Consider the following 17,497-nt stretch of genomic DNA (forward strand, 5'->3'; position numbering starts at 1 on the left):
GGTATTTAACTGCTTTTATGCAAAAGTCTCTATCTGTGAAAAACACTTCAGGGTGACCCAACGCTGAAGACAGGAAAAAGCTCTGCCGTCATCACGCACAGAGCCCTAGGTTTTGTTTTTAGTTCTCAATTAAATTAATTAAGCACCGTACTTCTCACGATAAGCAGCAACAGAGTTTTTATGCTGAGAGAATTGCTCATCCTCTTCTAACAAACTCATAATATCGCTTAATGAAGCGATTGAAATCACCGGTAAACCGTATTTTTGTTCCACTTCTTGTACTGCTGAATGTTCGGCGATTTCCTCGTGATTACCACCTTTTTCCATACGATCAAGTGCTATTAAAACAGCTGCTGGTGTCGCCCCCTGCTCTCGGATAATATCCACAGAATGGCGCACCGAGGTACCAGCAGTAATCACATCATCAATGATCACCACCTTACCAGCAAGCGGCGCCCCCACCAGCACACCGCCCTCACCGTGATCCTTGGCTTCTTTACGGTCAAAGGCATAAGGCACATCGCGCCCCTCTAACTGAGGATGATTCGCTAAGGCGATGGAAGTTGCCGCAGCCAAACTAATGCCCTTGTAAGCAGGGCCAAAGAGCATATCAAATTCAACGCCCGAGTTAACGAGCGTATCTGCATAAAACTTCGCTAATTCGCCTAATGATTTACCGCTATTAAATAAACCGGCATTAAAAAAATAAGGACTCAGGCGTCCTGACTTAGTTTCAAACTGACCAAATCGCAATACCCCGAGATCCAGGGCAAAACGCACGAAATCACGGCGCTGTTGAGCTTGCTGTTGAGTAGTATTCGTCATATCAATGATTCAGCAACAAAAAAAAGAAAAAATCATTATACAATTTTTTACAGTTTTAACGATCCAAGGCACCACTCAAATAGCGGATTAAGGCGCAAATATCACCCGGATGCTTGCTCCCTGCTGCTGAGCCTCCAGCACTTCTAAGCGCCACTGTAAGCGCTCACACATCAATGTCACAATATACAAGCCCAAACCGCCACCACTCGGTGCCTTTGCTAGACCCATACCTTGTTCCAACAAGGCCACTTGCTGAGCGGTCAAACCTGAACCCTCATCACAGACCGTAAAATAGGACGCAAATAAACTGACCTCCACCTGCCCCTTACTATGCTGAATCGCATTTTGAATTAAATTCCTGGCCACCATATAAGCCATATTAAATTGTGTAAACACCGTTGGCTCTGCCAACACATTAAGTGACAAACGATCAGCTACCGCCGGATCCGCTGCTTCTAAGTCTGTTTGCACCTGCCTCAGAATCTCTGCTAAGGAGTGCTGCGCTAATTCACTCGGGTTCGCTTCAGAGCGCGCCAATTTCAAGAGTACCTCGACATTATTCTGCATAATTTGACAAGCGTGTCGTATGCGTTGTAGCGTCACCTCGTCCTTTGGCGAGAGATTGCCCCGTTTATCAAGAATATCCAAACCACCTAACATAACCGCAAGCGGTGTTTTTAACTCATGACTCGCCATATTTAAGAGATTTTTTTCACGCTGTACAAACTGCTCAATTTGCATCAAAAACTGATTAAAACTATCCGAAATTGAATGCAGTTCAACCTCATCGTAATCGGTATCCAAGCGCTGCATCTGCGTCCCCGCTTGCGTGCAACTAATCGCATCGGCAAGCTGCTCCAATGGCTTAGCAATGCGCCGACTCAAATACCTAGCTAAAAACAAGCTCAATAAAACGGCAATACCACTAATCACCAGCAAAGCCAATGCAAATAGCATCTCCTGCTTTTCAAAATGGCTAATATCCTTGGAAATATATAAAACACCGCCGGGTAGTGTTTCAATCGTAAAAAGATACGTTTTACCGTTGCGCTCGATTTCGCCTCGGTAATTTTCAGGGAACTCCAAAAAAAACTCGGGTAATTGAGGTAGCGGATCGCCCTTTTTCGCATAAGCGATCAAATGCCCCTCACTACTTATCAGCACACTCTCGGCAAAATCGAACTGCTGTAAAAAAAAGTCCCGCTCCTGCTGAAACTCAATCTCCAGCATAGTTGCTTCCAGACCTTCCTGCATACTCCAAGCGATCAGATTAAACACCACGAGCAGCAGGCAGCATAAACTGATAATGGCATAATAAATGCGTCTTGCAATGGGTTTCATCACTTATTCCCCTGCCTCGGGCGCATCAATACTCAGCTCATAACCCACGCCATAAATAGTTTTAATCAATGGTCTACCAAAGGTATCGCTTAATAACTTTCTAAGCGCATAGGTCTGGGTGCGAATGGTATTCATATCCACCTCGCGCTCTCCCCACACCTGTTGCTGTAATTCCTGATAGCTCACATGATTGGGATAGCTTTTCATCAGTGTTTCAAAGATCCTTGCGCCAATCCCTGATAAATGCAAAGAGCCTACCTCAGCCACGGTCAGTAAGAAGCTACGGGGGTCATACACTATCTGACCGACGCGTAACTTCTTTTTGTCCAAACGCCCTGCATGACGACGTGCCAAGGCATGAATGCGTAATTCCAACTCCTTTAAAGCAAAAGGCTTTACCAAGTAGTCATCAGCACCCAAACTAAAAGCTAAGGTTTTATCCTCAATCTGATCCTTTGCCGTCATCATAATAATTGGCGTGCTGCTATCCAAGTCCTCCCGAATACGTTGACAGAGCTCAAGCCCGGAAACCGCCGGCAACATAATATCCAACACAATCACATCGTATTGATTAGTGACTAATAAATGTAAAGCGGTTAAGCCATCAGCGGCAAAGTCCAACTGATAAGCGGCTTCATCAAAGTACTCCGCCAGATTCTGCGCTAAGGCAGAATGGTCCTCAACAATTAAAACTCTCAGACTCTCGGTAGCTGTCATCATTATTCACTAGTTAGCAACATAGGCTGGTGGCGATAATTTAAATAGTATATAACGCTTGCTGCTAGCAATGATCGTATCTTGATAAGACGCCAAATCGCTTAAGATTTTTTCATCTCGTTTTGACACCGCAAGACAGATCGGTGCACTTTTATGTGCCTGTAGCCAGCTGTGAATATCAGCTACCGCTAGACTTTGACTTTGCTCTGAGCTGTAAAATCTTGCCGAAAATGGTGCTTTATCCACATAGTACAAAGGACATGACGGCGTGATTGCTTGCCAGGCTTGAATCAAATACTTCTCCGTTTTAAATTGCTGCGGCACCCACAACACGAGTGCACACAACACGACCGCCGCCACTGGCATCAACAATGCTGTTGTGACTGGCAAGAGCTTCAAACGAGGCCTAGTCTCCATCACATAGGGCACGAGCAGCATAGAAAGTAAATACGCAAAGGCTGGTATTGCGGGCAACACATAGGTCCACAGCACATTACCCGAGAAGGTAAAAAAGCTCGGCACAAACAGTCCATAGCATAAAAATAATGAAAAATACGGTGCTTGAGAAAGTGCTTGCCAGTGTCCCCACAGCTTCGTTGAGAATGCGGCGCCCACTGCAAAAGCAATTAACAGTAGACTCCACGGCGCCATTGCCTGTAACGCAAACCACCAAATAGTGCCATGCATATACTCATGCGCCGTGCCATACATATCACCTTGCCAACCCGGATCAAGAAAGCGTAAAACATGCTCGCCCACGATAAAATAATACAAAAAGCCAGGCGTTTTAATCTCTGCCAAGATATACCATGGCAACACCAATATCGCTGTGATGACTAATCCACTGCGCCAAGCAAAGCGCTTTAAGAGCAGCACACGCTCTTTGAAGCGTAAAAGCACCCACAATAGCAAGGGTGCCCCTAACAACACCAAAGCCAAAGGACCTTTAGCTAATAAAGCAATGCTTAAGCCAATAAAAAAACCGTAATTCCAAGCACCTTGGCCCTCCATCACCATCACAAAGGATACTAATGCGAGCAATAAGCCTAAATTAAGAAAAGGATCGGTTAGCACCCCAGCGCCGGTGGTAAAGCTTAAAGCGCAACTCACATAAATAATAGCCGCCCATAAGCCCTGCCAGGCGCTATGTAGCTGCTGAACAACACGCTGCAACAAAAAGGCACAGGCACATAAACTTAAGTAAGACGGCAAACGAGCAGCAAATTCCGATACGCCGAAAAACTTCATATTTAAGGCTTGCAACCAAAAAGAGAGAGGCGGTTTACCCCAAAATGGCGTTTGTGGATCAAACCAAGGCGTGATCCAGTCATTACGCTCTAGCATCAAGCGGGCGATTTCCGCATAACGTGGTTCGGTGGTATCACTAAAAGGCATCAAGGCCATCACTGGCAACACAGCCACTAAAATTAGCGCCAATAAGAACAAAGGACGCTCAAATAACTTCAACATTTATTCAATTCACTTATTAAGACACTTTGCGCTGAGCTAGCGGCGCTTTCTCAGCTGAGGGTTCCAGCGATTGCGCCATAGGATGACCGTGCACCGTGGCCACGTAAGGACTTGCTTGCGAGACGCCACCATACGCTGGACGACAAGCTTGCGCCTGCTCTACCGCATCACTCAATAAATAAATTGGACGCTGCTTAGACTCATAGTAGATTTTGCCCACATACTCACCTAATAAACCGACCGTCATTAATTGCACCCCACCCAAAAATGTCACTAAGGCAATAATCGACGGGTAACCTGGCACCACCTCGCCTAACATTAAGGTTTTAAAAACAATCCAAAGACCGAATAAGACGCCTGCCAGTGCAATAAACACACCCAAGCCCATGGCAAGACGTAGCGGAGAACGGGAAAAAGAAGTAATCCCTTCAAAGGCCAAACCCACCAAAGCAAAATAATCCCACTTGCTTTTACCGGCAACACGCGCCTGACGATCATATTCCACTACCTTGGTTTTCATCCCAATCCATGCAAATAGCCCTTTCATATAGCGATTACGCTCGGGCAATTGCTTTAAGGCTTCTAAAGCATGCCGACTCAACAAACGAAAATCACCCGTATCGGTAGGAATATCAACATCACTGATTTTGTTCAACATGCGATAATAGCAATGCGCCGACCATGTCTTGAAGCGCGTCTCACCCTCACGGCTACGACGCTTCATGCTGACAACATCATAGCCTTCACGCCAATGCGCCACCATTTGCGGAATTAACTCAGGGGGATCCTGTAAATCCGCATCCATAATAATCACAGCCTCGCCCCGCGCATGATCCAGACCGGCGGTTAAAGCCGCTTCTTTGCCAAAATTACGGCTTAGACGCAAGACATGTAAGCTGGGATCGCTTAAGGCTAAGCGGTACATTAATTCACCGGAACCATCACGGCTACCATCATCGACTAAGACAATTTCATAACTCAGCTCTAAGCCTGACATGACCTGTTTCAGTCGTTCTAACAACAGAGGAATCACCGGTTTTTCGTTGTACACAGGAATCACTAGCGACAGCGCTACAGAAGCCTGCTGATTGACTGCTACAGTCTCTTTAAACGGATAAGGTGTCATAGCAAAATACCTTTTTGTATAAAACAAAATTAACTAAGCTCACAATGGTGCTCACCATCAGTTGTAAAATCAGCTCAGGCGCAGCGAACAGTGCTTGTAAGACATAAAATAAGAGCGCATTGAGTCCGCAAGACAAAACACCGACGATCAAAAAACTCGGAAATGCTCGACCATGTGAGATAGCGCTGGCAAAGGTGAAGTGATATTGCAACAAGTAATTAGCAACGAGACCCACCAAGGCACCCACCGTAGTAGCAACGAGTCCGCTTGTCCCCAGTTGCAGCAGCCATATAAAAACCGCATAATGCATCGCCGTCGCCAGACCGCCATTGATTAAAAAACGAAGAAAAATGGTGTAGTGCATGGTTTCCAAGCGGCTAGTTTCCTAGCCCAATATTCATCTCATGGGTAGTGTAGTGAATCAGACTTCAAATTCTTATCAAAAAAATATCAAATACTTATCAAATTTTATTTTTTTGTATATTAGAAAACATAAAAGAAAGACAATAAAAATCAATACCTTAGAACCTTACATCCAAGGGTAAACCCCTAGGTGTTACAATGACTTATCACGATAAAATTTGACCATTTTTCATAACATCATTTGCTATGCTAAAAATCACCACGCTTAATGTTAACGGTATCCGTGCGGCGGCCCGAAAAGGCTTTTTTGAATGGATGCAGACTCAAGATGCAGATATCCTCTGTCTTCAGGAAACCCGTATCAGCGAGGCCGATCTTAAAGACGAGATACGCCATCAAAGGGGTTATCAAAGTGTTTATAACCATGCCCAGATAAAGGGCTATAGTGGCGTGGCGCTCTATTACAAGGGTAATCCTGACATCGAACATGGCATGGACTGTGAGGAATTTGACCCAGAGGGACGTCTACTCAGCGCCACCTGGGACGATCTCACCGTTATCAGTGCCTACCTACCGTCCGGCTCCAGTAGTGAAGAACGTCAAGCGGCCAAATTTCGCTTTTTAGACAAGTTTGGTCCATGGATTGATCGCATGATGGAACACCATCGCCAAACGGGTCATGAGTATATTATTTGTGGTGACTGGAATATGGCGCATAAAGAAATCGATCTTAAAAACTGGCGTGGCAATTTAAAAAACTCCGGTTTTACCCCAGAAGAGCGCGCCTGGATGAGCCATCTCTTTGAGGAACGCGGTTTTGTTGATGTGTTTCGTCAATTAAATCAAGAGGCTGAGCAATACACTTGGTGGAGTAATCGCGGACGGGCGTGGGACAATAATGTCGGCTGGCGTATCGACTATCATATCAGCACTCCAGGTATTGCCTCCAAAGCCATCCGTACCGAGATTTACAAGGAACAACGCTTTTCTGACCATGCGCCTTTAACCGTGGTGTATGACATTGATAAGGAATCATACCTAAGATAAACACTAGCTAGGCAAAGTGCAAACGACAGCATAGAATAGCAAGATTAGGTATAAACATATAAGCAAAACTTATAAAGCGATGTGTGCGATTGACCGTAACCCGGACGATAAGCGCCCATCAACATTAGTGCTCACGCAGCGCTAAGGATACACAACAAGATGAATACTATCCATAAATTTGAATTTGTCGAAAAGCATGGCTTTGCTAACTTAGAAGGCAAATGGTTAGAACCCGTTCTTAAAAACAGTTCACCCATCGGCTTATTTAATTTTCAACAATTGGAGTATGCAGCCTATTTTCCAAAAAACAAAGCACAAACAAAATTACCGTTGATCGTGATGATTCACGGCTGTGGTCAAAGCGCTAATAGTTTTGCGGCTGGTACACGGATGAATGAATACGCCGAACAATACGGTTTTGCAGTACTTTATCCCTATCAAAACACCTTTCGTAATATGAATAACTGTTGGCATTGGTTTGATGCTGATAGCAGGCAAAGTATTGAAGAAAAAAACTCTGTGGTTGAGCTGCTGAGCGCCATGGTGGAGACGGTGGATAGCATTGACCCAGAGCGGATTTATTTAGCCGGTATTTCCTCGGGTGCAGCCTTGGCAGGTCATATCGCCATGGACTACAGCCATTTATTTGCTGGCTTAGCGCTCCACTCCTGTCCGATGTTTCCCCTTGCCCGCAATGCCGCCGGCGCCATTCGCATCATGAAGGATGGCTGTAGCGAGGACATAGCTGATATTCCAGTGCCTATTAACTATATAGAGCACCCCCTACCGCTGATGATTATTCATGGCGCAAAGGATGATTACGTCAATCCGCTGAATGCTGAACAACTTAAAAAGTGGTTTAGCAGCCTAAATCGCAAAGCAGGACGGATTCATCAAACAAGTGCCCAGCCAGTACGCCTTAAAATGATCCCCGACTTATGGCATGGTTGGGCTAATGGCAACCCTGATTATCGCTATAATGAAGTATCCGACTTTGACGCTAGCAAAGAAATTTTAAAATTTTTTCATCTGCATAATACTAAATGAACATTAAAAACCTGCCGCAGCTACACCCTGCCGAATTGGAGCACACCCAAAGGCTAGCTGAGCTTTTAAAAAAAGAAATCGAGTCCAATGGACCGATTTCTTTTGAGCATTTTATGGCTCAAGCGCTTTATCACCCCCAATACGGTTATTACACCAGCGGTAGGCTAAAACTAGCCAGTCATCAAAGCAGTCAGGAAGCGATTGCCGCCTCCAGTCTAGCTTATCTTGAACGAGGTGAGGCGATTCCGCTAGAGGGCGATAACCCCTCCATCGGTATGAGTCGCATTGATAGAGCTAACCCTGCAGCCATGAGCAGCGCCTCCGCCGTGAGTGGTGACTTTATTACCGCACCGGAGTTGAGCCCTTGGTTTGGTCGTACGCTAGCACTTGCGGTTAACGATGTGCTAAGTCACTGTAGCGAAAAAAATATTCTCGAATTTGGTGCCGGCAGTGGTGCTTTAGCGGCACAGATTTTGGAGAGCTTGGACGATACCTCGGTCAAATATTTCATCCTTGAAGTTTCTTCCGACTTAAAAGAGCTACAACAGCAAAGCTTGGCGGCCTATGCCGACCGCGTGGTCTGGTTAGAGCAATTACCGGAGAGCTTTGTTGGTTGTGTGATAGCCAATGAGGTGCTGGATGCGATGCCAGTGCGCCTTTATATCTACGACGATGAAGAAAAGCTTAAGGAGCGCCATGTCACGCTACATCCCACCTCCTCCAGCGAGGATGAGGCGGTAGCAACCGAGCCTCAGAGCCTCTTTACTTGGATTGATGAGGCGGTGACAACCGAACGCTTAGCAGATGGGATTGAGCGTATGCCTAAAATTGCCGGTTATAGCTCTGAATTTAATCAACAAGCCAGGGCTTGGATTCGCAGCATGGGGGAGTGGCTAAAGCAAGGCGCAGCCATCATTATTGACTACGGTTTCCCTGCCGCTGAGTACTACCATCCCCAGCGTGCTCAGGGCACCTTAATGTGTCATTTCCGCCATCATGCGCACCCGGATGTACTGTCCTTACCGGGCATTCAGGACATTACCGCTCATGTGGACTTTTCAGCAATCGCTGATGAAGCTTTCAAAGCCGGTTTAGAGCTAGCTGGCTACACCTCACAAGCCAATTTCCTCATCAATTGTGGTATGTTGGATTTATTATCCACGCTGGATCCAGAGGATGTTGAAAACTATGCTTTACATATCGGTCCGGTGCAAAAGCTGCTCTCCGAATCGGAAATGGGTGAGCTCTTTAAAGTGATGATACTTAGCAAAGAGCTGCAAGGTTTTTGCCCCATTGGCTTTAGCCACGCCGATCGTCGCTCGCAGTTGTAATGAGGAGCGAAGCTTAAGCGATTGAGGCCCAGTACTATCAGACGAGAAATCTATGCTTTTATACTATCTTTTGGCCTTTACTGCGGCCATCGCCATTGCACTGCAAGCACCTATCAACTCTAGACTGGGTCAGGATTTATTAGGGCAACCTTTATTGGCAGCCCTCATCTCTTTTTCCGTGGGTACCATCACCCTCTTTATTATCTGCTTATTTCGTGCTGACTTCAGCCCCCTGACGCCTACCCTCGGACAACAACCTTTATGGAAGTTTTCCGGTGGCTTACTGGGTGCCTTTATGGTCTTCTGTAGCGCCTTTTTACCCTTAAAAATAGGTTTAAGTAATTTTCTCTTTGTGGTGGTTTTTACCCAAATTATGGTGGCAATTGTGGTGGATCATTTCGGTTTAATCGGCATGCCGACTAGACCAGTGGATATATGGCGTATCCTGGGCGCACTCATTAGCTCCATCGGCCTCTTTGTGTTTTTCTTTGGAGAAAAAATCACTAAGCAGCTACTCGCTTAGACTCGATTCAACGCAATGCTAAGCACAACGGACCTGTTCCAATGCCCTTAGACGTGCACTATAAATTGCCTCTTTAATTGGTCGCCCCTCTGCCGCACAAGCTTTAGCGATCGCGCCCGCGTCAACCCCTTGCACAGCGGCAAGAAGAACTCGCCATTGACTCAGTTCCGCCTCAATTTGTTCGACCGACAGCCCTTTGAAGCGCAATAACAAGGCATAGCTCTGCAGTAACTCCTCAAAACGCTCAGGTTTTCTAAGCGGATCGGTAGCTAATATCGCCTGCAACAATTGCTCAGGTGGTGTGTCAGTGCTCAAAGGATACTGCTGCATAGCTTGCACCCATTGGGCAATTAACTGCGCCGCTTCTTGACAGACATGAGGCGCTCTCAAGCGCTGCGAAAACGCCCTAATATCGGCCACACGATAAAAGATCAAACCATAGCTAAAGGCTAAACTGAGCTCGCTGTTAGCTACTAAATGTAGCAATTCAGCTGCCTCCCTATCCCAAACAAAGCCTGGTAACACACGCTCCAAGGCCGCAATCTCTGCTAAAAACCGGAACGTACGGTAGGGTGCGGGCTGCATCAAAGCGCGTGATAACTCCTGCCACACACGCTCGGCCACCAAATGGTCTACTTCGCCATTGTCCACCATTGTTTGACAGTAACTCAAGGTTTCAGGGGCTACCCTAAAGTCCTCAAAACGCGCCAAAAAACGTGCCAAACGTAAAATACGAACAGGATCCTCAATAAAGGCCTCACTGACATGCCGAAAAACCTTTTGTCGTAGATCCTGTAAACCACCAAAGGGATCGCTTAAAAACGGTGGACTCCCCGCACTGAGTCGTTGGTCTAAGGCACCGCTTTGCAATAAGGTATTAAGCTGCGCTTCTCCCAACTCATCGCTTAGTTGCGCCAAATAACGCTGGCCCGCTTGACTCAAGGCCATGGCATTGACCGTCAGATCACGCCGCAATAAGTCCTGTTCCAAACTAACATCACTGCCAGTATAAAAGGTAAAGCCTTGATAACCTCGACCAGACTTACGTTCAGTGCGGGCTAAGGCGTATTCTTCATGGGTGCTAGGGTGTAAAAACACGGGAAAATCACCACCCACGGGTAGGTAGCCATTCGCCACCATTTGTTCAGGGGTAGCGCCCACTACCACCCAATCATAATCACCCGCAGGTAGACCTAATAAGCGGTCACGCACCGCCCCACCCACCGCATAAATGGCTGTGGGGTCTAGCTTGTTACTACGAATCGACTGCTTAGACATCCTTAGCTACTAGGGATGAATGGTACCCAAACGCTGCGTGAGCGAGGCAGGTCTACCGTGATTAAACTTAATATCGTACCAAACAGCATTAGACAATACATGCTTCACATATAAGCGAGTTTCGGTAAAGGGGATCGTTTCCGCAAAAATCGCCCCCTCTACTGGCTGTGTCAGGCTATTACGCCAACGTACGGCACGGTTCGGACCTGCGTTATAACCCGCAGTGGCCAAGACTTCAGAACCTGCCTGCTTATCTAAAATATCCTTAAGGTAGGTCGTACCAAATAAGGTATTGGTATCGAAATCGTTAATCATGCTGTGATTATAATTTTGAACCCCCAGCTTACGCGCCACTAATTGCGCCGTACCCGGCATCAGCTGCATCAAACCAGAGGCACCGACACCAGAACGAGCCACCGGTACAAAGCGCGACTCCTGACGAATTAAGCCATACACCCAGGCTGGTGATACCCCAACCCGACGAGCTTGCGCAGTCACTCGCCCATCAAAGGGAGCCACATAGCGTTGCTCAAAGTTCACACTGTGCTTTGTCAGTAAGGAGGTATTAATCGCGCGATCATAAAAGCCCACTTGCTTGGCCCACTCAGCAGCTGCCATTAACTGCCTATCGTTAAGACCACGAATGGCATGATTCCACTCCACCACCGCATACTCACGCGCCCCAATCCCTAGAAGTGCTACCGCATTTTGCAAGCCGCTATTGCGCTTAATCGCCGCTAATTCGGCCGCCGTGACCGGCGCTGCTTGCTCTGGCCAAGTGATCTGCTGCCCCAAGGCCTCACGGGCCAATTGACCATAAAAATCATAGTGACTTAATAAACTCTGATAGCCCGTATGCGCCGCTGCCGTCTGACCCAGGGCCGCCAAAGCACGTGAATGCCAATAGACCCAAGCCGTCTCTTTTTGCTGCTCCTTGTTCATCATCTCGATGGTGTCTTTCACACGGCGCCAATCAACTGTAGGCTGACGTAAGGCAGCACGAACCCGCCAAGCCGCATTGTAATCGCTTAAGGCCACATCCTCCGACTGCCGATACCAGCGATCCGAGCGATCCTCCAGATTGAGGGCTGAGACTAATCCAAACTGAGCATAAGCCCATTGCTTATCCTGTTTACTGAGCAGATTAGTGGCATTTAACAGCTGAATGCCTTGCTCACGATCCTGACGTGCTAAGCGACTAAAAGCAATGGCACGCAATTCCGCCTCCAGTGGCGAGGCGGCAGCACCGGATTGGCGACTTATCCAAGCGCGCGGATCGGCCATAATGGCACGATACTGTGCTAGCTGTGCCGGTGAAAAAACCAGTGCCGCATAACGGGCCGCAGCGTTTTTATTATCATATTCTACTGCCGCTCTCAAGGCTGGCTGTAATTGCTCAAAGCTCAAACGCCCTTGACGATTCAAAGTTTCTAACATCGCCCAACAAGACTCGCCCGGTTTAAAAGTTGCTAAAGCCTCGCGAATCCCAACGCGCTGACCTGTCATGGCGTGACTTTGGATAGAGGCGCATTCAGCTTGGCTCAAACTTACGTTTACCGGTCCCAAGGCTGCTGCCGTTTGATAGTCACCCAAAGCCGCAGCCTTGATAATCCATTCTGCCTTAAGGCGCTCAGCCATATAGCTGTGAGGGTGCGCTTTGATAAACTGGTCTAAGGCAGCCGTATCCAAAGCAGCTAACGTGCTGCTACGATTGAGATGATTGCGTAAAAACCAATATTGCGGATAAGCACCAAGCTCATGATCCGCTTTGGCTGCATGAGCAAAACTCGGTAACAGCTCCCACTGGCGATTCTGCAAAGCCAGGTAGGCATTGGCCACTGCTGCTCTAGCGGCAGCATCAACTGGCTTTAAATCGCGCTCAGGCAGGCGTGAACGTGTTTGTTGTGCTTCAATCTCCGCTGCGCTTAGCTCCGCTTCTTCATCTACAGCGCCTGTCGTTAAAGCGGATTGTGATTGAGCTGTCGAACTGCATCCGCTCACCACAAATAAGGCGGAGGCCAAAATACCTGCCAGCAGTGTATACTTCCAATAAGGTGATAATGATTTTTGAGTCATGGTTGCTCCACGCATCAGATGGCAGTGTGCCAATTATTAAATAGTCTATGCAGCAGAATAACACAAACTACTATCAATCCATACGATCTAAGTTATTGAATCAACGCATGCAACTGAGCGAAGTGGCATATCAAGCACGCTCCAAGGCGCTGAGCGAGCATTTTATGGGTTGGCTTAACAGCTTAGAATACGAGACACAAGCGCAACACGACTTTGATGCCCTAAAGATCCTCCCCGCGCGTCATAAAATACGCCGTCAGGGACTAGTGATTGCCGCTTATTGGCCATTTCGGCAGGAACCTGATATCCGGGATTTACTAGATGAGCTCTATGCCATGGGGCATGAAATTGTGCTACCCAAAATTGTAGAAAAAAACGCAGCCTTACAATTCTTTTACTGGGACCCGGGTGCCCCCTTGGTTACGGGTCATTTTGGCATCCTGGAGCCAGAAGCCAAAGAAATCGCCAATACCCCCGATATTGTGTTGTTGCCCATGCTGGGTTATGGGGAACAGGGTGAGCGCTTAGGCTATGGCGGTGGCTACTACGATCGCACCATTGCCGCTTGGGAAGCACAGGAACAGTCCCCTATACTACTCGGCGCAGTGTGGTCGGATGCGCGCTTACCAGGCGATTATGAGGCATTAGCGCATGATAAATTACTCGATGGAATTGTGACGGAACGTGAGCTACGATTTTTCTAGTAATGGTTAAAGCATATTACTCACCTGATCTGCATGGCAAAATTTTTTGAAGTAGATTACATTATTAGAACAAATGATCTTAACTAAGGAGTGAATGCTTTATGAAACTTTATTATTTACAGGGTTCTTGCTCAGTCGTACCGCACACCGCATTGTATTGGCTAGGCGTAGATTTCGAGGCATATCAGACACCACGGGACTATTTAAAGTCGCCTGAATACTTAGCCAAAAATCCGGCCGGCTCAGTGCCTACCTTGGAGGATGGTGATTTTACAATCACGCAAAATATTGCGATTCTCACCTATTTGGATGGAAAATTTCCTGATGCCGAGCTATTTGGTGCAAAAAACAATTTGCAGCAGCGGGCCTTAGCTTATCGTTGGTTAGCCTATGCGAACTCCGACATACATAAGCAATTTGTTCCTTTTTTCTCTACCCCAGGCTTTATTGATGGCGACCAAGCACTGCACGAGCGGGTTAATAAAGCTGCCGAGCAATCCCTAATCAAAAGCTATAAAATTGCCGATGAGCACTTAGCCAATCGTGAGTACTTAATCGATCAGATTTGTATTGCGGATATTTATTTATTTGTGACCCTGCGATGGGCCAAGTTGGTCAAATTAGACCTCAGCCAATTAGAAAATCTGCAAGCCTACTACGAGCGTGTGGCGCAGTTTGAACCATTACAAAAGGCACTACAAGCTGAGGGCATCAGAGCCTAGTTTGCTAAAAAACTAAAGCAAACAAAAAACCCCGTTAAAACATGGGCTATGGCTGATTTTAACGGGGTTTTTATACTATCCATCTTAGTGATGAGATTTGAGATCTCGGTAGCGCTGGATGGCAACCACTTGTGCTTGTAATAAAGCAAGTTCAGCTTCAATTGCTGCCGCCTCTTGTGGCGAAGCAGCGTTTTTAAGCGTTTCTTGGGCTTTCTTACGAGACTCTTCAGCTTTGGCTGCATCTAGTTCCTCTAGACGAACTGCCACATCGGCCAACACAGTCACTGCATAAGGCTGTACCTCTAGAATACCACCAGCAACGAACACCACCTCTTGTGAGTCATCTTCGCGCGTGATTCTAACGGTACCTGGACGAATACGGGTAATCAAAGGGGTGTGACCAGGCAGTACACCCAGCTCACCCGCTTCACCCGGAAGCACGACCATCTTGACCGTGCCCGAGTACAATGACTTTTCCGCACTCACTACATCGAGTTTCAGAACTGCCATGACAATTCCTTATTTAAGGGTTTTGGCTTTTTCGAAAGCTTCGTCAATCGAACCAACCATGTAGAATGCCTGCTCAGGTAGTGCATCACACTCACCAGAAACAATCATCTTGAAACCACGAATCGTTTCAGCTAATGGTACATACTTACCAGGTGAACCGGTAAATACTTCAGCTACGTGGAACGGCTGAGATAGGAAACGCTGAATCTTACGAGCACGTGCAACCACTTGCTTATCTTCAGGCGACAACTCATCCATACCAAGAATCGCAATAATATCGCGTAATTCCTTGTAGCGCTGTAATGTATGCTGTACTGACTGAGCTACATTGTAGTGCTCCTCACCAACGATCTGAGGATCGAGCTGACGGCTGGTTGAGTCTAATGGGTCAACCGCAGGATAAATACCTAAAGAGGCAATATCACGAGACAATACAACAGTAGAGTCTAAGTGCTGGAACGTAGTCGCAGGTGACGGGTCAGTCAAGTCATCCGCTGGTACGTATACCGCTTGAATTGAGGTAATCGAACCGGTCTTAGTTGAGGTAATACGCTCTTGTAGTACACCCATCTCCTCAGCAAGTGTCGGCTGATAACCTACCGCTGAAGGCATACGACCTAGAAGTGCAGATACCTCAGTACCAGCTAGGGTATAACGATAGATGTTATCCACGAAGAATAGGATATCACGACCCTCATCACGGAAACGCTCGGCCATGGTTAGACCGGTCAGTGCCACGCGTAAACGGTTACCTGGTGGTTCGTTCATCTGACCGAATACCATTGCTACTTTATCAAGAACGTTAGACTCTTCCATCTCGTGGTAGAAGTCATTACCCTCACGAGTACGCTCACCAACACCAGCAAACACAGATAAACCAGAGTGCTGCTTAGCGATGTTGTTAATTAATTCCATCATGTTAACGGTTTTACCTACACCGGCACCACCGAACAGACCAACCTTACCACCCTTGGCGAATGGGCAGATTAAGTCAATAACCTTAATCCCGGTTTCTAATAGCTCAACTGATGGAGATAACTCGTCAAACTTAGGTGCAGGCTGGTGAATTACACGTTTTTCGTCGTGTTCAATCGGACCCGCTTCATCAATCGGACGACCCAATACGTCCATAATGCGACCTAAGGTACCCTCACCGACTGGTACAGCAATACCAGAGTGCGTACGCTCAACCGCTAAACCGCGGCTTAAACCGTCACTTGAACCTAAAGCAATGGTACGAACAACACCGTCGCCCAATTGCTGCTGTACTTCTAAAGTTAAGCCTGCTTCAACAAACTTATTGCTGCTATCTTCAGCCACCTTTAATGCCTCGTAAATCTTAGGCATATTGTCGCGCGGGAACTGTACGTCCACTACTGCGCCGATGCACTGAACAATTGTACCGTTACTCATGTTGTATCCTTACCTTTATAACGATTGAAAGTTACTACTTCATTTAACACTCGTATGCTGAGCATTAAACGGCAGCAGCACCCCCCACAATTTCTGAAATTTCTTTTGTAATTGCTGCTTGACGTGTTTTGTTATAGACAAGTTGCAATTCACCAATAACCTTTTTAGCGTTATCCGATGCAGCCTTCATCGCTACCATACGCGCTGACTGCTCTGATGCCATATTTTCCGCAACAAATTGATAGACCAAACTCTCAACATAACGCTGTAGAAGATCATCAATTACGCTGCTAACATTCGGCTCGAAGATGTAATCCCAGCCATGAGAAGATAAACCGCTCTCCCCTTCTTCGAACTTATCATCGTAAGAAGTGGTGTAGGGATCCTCTAGGTTAGACGGCAATGGCAATAAACGAATAAATGCCGGCTCCTGCTTCATCGTATTCACGAAAATTGTTGTCGCTACATAAAGTGCGTCAATCTTGCCCTCTTTATAGTCGTCCAACTGCACTTTTAGTGCACCAATTAGGCTTTCCATATTTGGCACATCACCTAATTGTGTTTGTTGTGAAACGATATTGGCACCTAAACGGCTTAAAAATGATAAGCCCTTTGAGCCCAAAGCGGTTGCCTGAACACCGACATTCTGAGATTTGAACTCTTGCAGACGATTTAAGGCTAAACGCGTAATATTGGTATTTAATCCGCCACAAAGACCCTTGTCCGTTGTAATCAACACTAGACCCACATTTTTTACCTCCTTTCTAGCTTCGAGGTAAGGATTTGAGTAGTCAGATGTTGTCAACATCAAGTGTCTGGCAATATCACGTACTTTTTTGGCATAAGGACGACCGGCACGCATACGATCCTGTGCTTTACGCATCTTGGACGCAGCTACCATCTCCATGGCCTTAGTGATTTTGCTCGTATTTTGTACGCTCAAAATCTTAGTACGGATTTCTTTAATTCCAGCCATATTAAATTCCTATTAGAATTAGACCTCA

At 46.7% G+C, this 17,497-nt stretch carries 17 protein-coding genes; 6 read left to right on the forward strand and 11 right to left on the reverse strand.

The annotated features are described in order from the left end of the window. Window positions 1-138: 138 nt before the first annotated feature. The 6 genes from pyrE to HMPREF3179_RS01120 form a co-directional block, all read right to left on the reverse strand. Window positions 139-825 carry an orotate phosphoribosyltransferase gene (pyrE, locus tag HMPREF3179_RS01095; RefSeq protein WP_070469340.1) on the reverse strand — a complete coding sequence of 229 codons (687 nt, stop codon included), beginning with the start codon at window positions 823-825 and terminating at the stop codon, window positions 139-141. 87 nt (window positions 826-912) lie between these two features. Further along, entirely contained in the window at window positions 913-2,166 is a 1,254-nt protein-coding gene (locus HMPREF3179_RS01100; RefSeq protein ID WP_048766873.1) for a sensor histidine kinase, read from the reverse strand. A gap of 3 nt (window positions 2,167-2,169) precedes the next feature. Then, entirely contained in the window at window positions 2,170-2,886 is a 717-nt protein-coding gene (locus HMPREF3179_RS01105; protein WP_070469342.1) for a response regulator transcription factor, read from the reverse strand. A 6-nt stretch (window positions 2,887-2,892) separates the two neighbouring features. After that, window positions 2,893-4,353 carry an ArnT family glycosyltransferase gene (locus HMPREF3179_RS01110; protein ID WP_070469344.1) on the reverse strand — a complete coding sequence of 487 codons (1,461 nt, stop codon included), beginning with the start codon at window positions 4,351-4,353 and terminating at the stop codon, window positions 2,893-2,895. Between the two features lie 16 nt (window positions 4,354-4,369). Next, window positions 4,370-5,479, reverse strand: a complete 1,110-nt coding sequence (locus tag HMPREF3179_RS01115) for a glycosyltransferase family 2 protein (protein ID WP_018026866.1) — start codon at window positions 5,477-5,479, stop codon at window positions 4,370-4,372. Continuing rightward, the gene (locus HMPREF3179_RS01120) at window positions 5,460-5,843 is read right to left on the reverse strand and encodes a GtrA family protein (RefSeq protein WP_239660510.1); all 384 of its coding nucleotides are present in this window, start codon (window positions 5,841-5,843) and stop codon (window positions 5,460-5,462) included. Before HMPREF3179_RS01120 ends, HMPREF3179_RS01115 begins: the two co-directional genes overlap by 20 nt. Window positions 5,844-6,088: 245 nt before the next feature. On the opposite strand from HMPREF3179_RS01120, the gene HMPREF3179_RS01125 reads away from it, so the two are divergent. From HMPREF3179_RS01125 to HMPREF3179_RS01140, 4 genes are all read left to right on the forward strand, one after another. Beyond that, window positions 6,089-6,889 (forward strand): exodeoxyribonuclease III, encoded by an 801-nt coding sequence (locus HMPREF3179_RS01125; protein ID WP_048766867.1) that lies wholly within the window; start codon window positions 6,089-6,091, stop codon window positions 6,887-6,889. Between the two features lie 159 nt (window positions 6,890-7,048). Then, entirely contained in the window at window positions 7,049-7,936 is an 888-nt protein-coding gene (locus HMPREF3179_RS01130; protein ID WP_048766865.1) for an extracellular catalytic domain type 1 short-chain-length polyhydroxyalkanoate depolymerase, read from the forward strand. After that, complete coding sequence (locus tag HMPREF3179_RS01135; RefSeq protein ID WP_048766863.1) at window positions 7,933-9,267, forward strand: class I SAM-dependent methyltransferase; 1,335 nt, start codon at window positions 7,933-7,935, stop codon at window positions 9,265-9,267. The genes HMPREF3179_RS01130 and HMPREF3179_RS01135 overlap by 4 nt, the downstream gene beginning before the upstream one ends. A gap of 52 nt (window positions 9,268-9,319) precedes the next feature. Further along, the gene (locus HMPREF3179_RS01140) at window positions 9,320-9,790 is read left to right on the forward strand and encodes a DMT family transporter (RefSeq protein ID WP_048766861.1); all 471 of its coding nucleotides are present in this window, start codon (window positions 9,320-9,322) and stop codon (window positions 9,788-9,790) included. An 18-nt stretch (window positions 9,791-9,808) separates the two neighbouring features. Here HMPREF3179_RS01140 and HMPREF3179_RS01145 read toward each other — a convergent pair whose 3' ends face one another. Both HMPREF3179_RS01145 and HMPREF3179_RS01150 read right to left on the reverse strand, forming a co-directional pair. Beyond that, window positions 9,809-11,068, reverse strand: coding sequence for a tRNA nucleotidyltransferase/poly(A) polymerase-related protein (locus HMPREF3179_RS01145; protein ID WP_070469345.1), 1,260 nt, complete (start codon window positions 11,066-11,068; stop codon window positions 9,809-9,811). Window positions 11,069-11,077: 9 nt separating this feature from the next. Beyond that, the gene (locus HMPREF3179_RS01150) at window positions 11,078-13,144 is read right to left on the reverse strand and encodes a lytic transglycosylase domain-containing protein (protein ID WP_070469348.1); all 2,067 of its coding nucleotides are present in this window, start codon (window positions 13,142-13,144) and stop codon (window positions 11,078-11,080) included. A 47-nt stretch (window positions 13,145-13,191) separates the two neighbouring features. On the opposite strand from HMPREF3179_RS01150, the gene HMPREF3179_RS01155 reads away from it, so the two are divergent. Beyond that, window positions 13,192-13,848 carry a 5-formyltetrahydrofolate cyclo-ligase gene (locus HMPREF3179_RS01155; protein ID WP_082145059.1) on the forward strand — a complete coding sequence of 219 codons (657 nt, stop codon included), beginning with the start codon at window positions 13,192-13,194 and terminating at the stop codon, window positions 13,846-13,848. A 101-nt stretch (window positions 13,849-13,949) separates the two neighbouring features. Next, window positions 13,950-14,570, forward strand: a complete 621-nt coding sequence (locus HMPREF3179_RS01160; protein ID WP_048766856.1) for a glutathione S-transferase family protein — start codon at window positions 13,950-13,952, stop codon at window positions 14,568-14,570. Between the two features lie 84 nt (window positions 14,571-14,654). Here the strand turns inward: HMPREF3179_RS01160 and HMPREF3179_RS01165 are convergent, their stop codons facing one another. The 3 genes from HMPREF3179_RS01165 to atpG all read right to left on the reverse strand — a co-directional run bounded on the left by HMPREF3179_RS01165 (window position 14,655) and on the right by atpG (window position 17,469). Next, window positions 14,655-15,080 (reverse strand): F0F1 ATP synthase subunit epsilon, encoded by a 426-nt coding sequence (locus HMPREF3179_RS01165; protein ID WP_018026876.1) that lies wholly within the window; start codon window positions 15,078-15,080, stop codon window positions 14,655-14,657. A 9-nt stretch (window positions 15,081-15,089) separates the two neighbouring features. Then, window positions 15,090-16,493, reverse strand: a complete 1,404-nt coding sequence (atpD, locus tag HMPREF3179_RS01170) for a F0F1 ATP synthase subunit beta (RefSeq protein WP_018026877.1) — start codon at window positions 16,491-16,493, stop codon at window positions 15,090-15,092. Window positions 16,494-16,557: 64 nt separating this feature from the next. Next, a complete protein-coding gene (gene atpG, locus HMPREF3179_RS01175; RefSeq protein WP_036558827.1) occupies window positions 16,558-17,469 on the reverse strand; it encodes a F0F1 ATP synthase subunit gamma in 912 nt (303 codons plus the stop codon). Between the last annotated feature and the right edge of the window lie 28 nt (window positions 17,470-17,497).

This window comes from Oligella sp. HMSC09E12 (genome assembly GCF_001808505.1).
Taxonomy (GTDB): Bacteria; Pseudomonadota; Gammaproteobacteria; order Burkholderiales; family Burkholderiaceae_B; genus Oligella; species Oligella urethralis.